This is a genomic window from Variovorax sp. P1_H12_2 (assembly GCF_056405335.1).
The window spans coordinates 1-1,021 of the sequence record NZ_JBFUCI010000786.1 but is presented as its reverse complement, the minus strand read 5'-3'; the positions used below and the strand labels follow the sequence as shown (position 1 = coordinate 1,021).

Genomic DNA, 1,021 nt, shown 5'->3' with positions numbered 1-1,021 from the left:
ATCGTGGACGAGTAGGGCAGCGAGATGCCCAGCGCCTCGAAGGCCGAGCTCATCGTGTTGGCCGTGTACATGCCGCCGCAGGAGCCGGTACCGGGGATCGCGCGCATCTCGATCTCGCGCAGGTCCTCGTCGCTCAGGTTGCCCGCGGCGTTCTGGCCGACGGCTTCGAACACGCTCACGATGTTCAGGTCCTGGCCCTTGTACCTGCCCGGCAGGATGGTGCCGCCATAGACGTAGATCGCCGGCACGTTGGCGCGCAGCATGCCCATCAGGCCGCCGGGCATGTTCTTGTCGCAGCCGCCGACCACCAGCACGCCGTCCATCCACTGGCCGCCGACGCAGGTCTCGATGCAGTCGGAGATCACCTCGCGGCTCACCAGCGAGTACTTCATGCCTTCGGTGCCCATCGCCATGCCGTCGGAGATGGTGGGCGTGCCGAACACCTGCGCGTTGCCGCCGGCCTCCTCGATGCCCGCGATCGCGGCATCGGCCAGCTTCTGCAGGCCCGAGTTGCAGGGCGTGATCGTGCTGTGGCCATTGGCGACGCCGACCATCGGCTTCTTGAAGTCGCCTTCCTGGTAGCCCATCGCATAGAACATCGAGCGGTTCGGCGCGCGGCTCTTGCCTTCGACGATGTTGGCGCTGCGGCGGTTGATCTGGAGCGGTTTGGTGTCCATCGTGGTTCTCGGGTTCGTGATCGGGGGATGCCAAGTATCGGACGATTGATTGATTGCTTCCAATCCTATTTCGGGGTGCTATTGATATGCTTGGCATATGAAAGAAGCATCGATCGACCTGCGCGCCTGGCGCCAGTTCGTGGCCGTCGCCGAGGAACTCCATTTCGGGCGGGCCGCGCTGCGCCTGCACATGACGCAACCGCCGGTCACGCAAGCCATCGCCCAGCTCGAGAAGACGCTCGGCGTGCCGCTGTTCGACCGCACCCGGCGCCGCGTGGCGCTGACGCCGGCCGGCGAGGCGCTGCTGCCCGAGGTGCGCGAACTGCTGGCCCGCGCCCAGGCGC

General features: G+C 66.3%; 2 protein-coding genes. One reads left to right on the top strand and one right to left on the bottom strand.

The features are described 5' to 3' along the window. A partial coding sequence (locus AC1D2K_RS35150) for a dihydroxy-acid dehydratase domain-containing protein (RefSeq protein ID WP_478095105.1) occupies positions 1-677 on the bottom strand: 677 nt, incomplete at its 3' end. Positions 678-774: 97 nt separating this feature from the next. Between AC1D2K_RS35150 and AC1D2K_RS35145 the strand changes: the two genes are divergently transcribed. Then, on the top strand, positions 775-1,021 hold a 247-nt coding region (locus AC1D2K_RS35145; protein WP_478095103.1), incomplete at its 3' end, for a LysR family transcriptional regulator.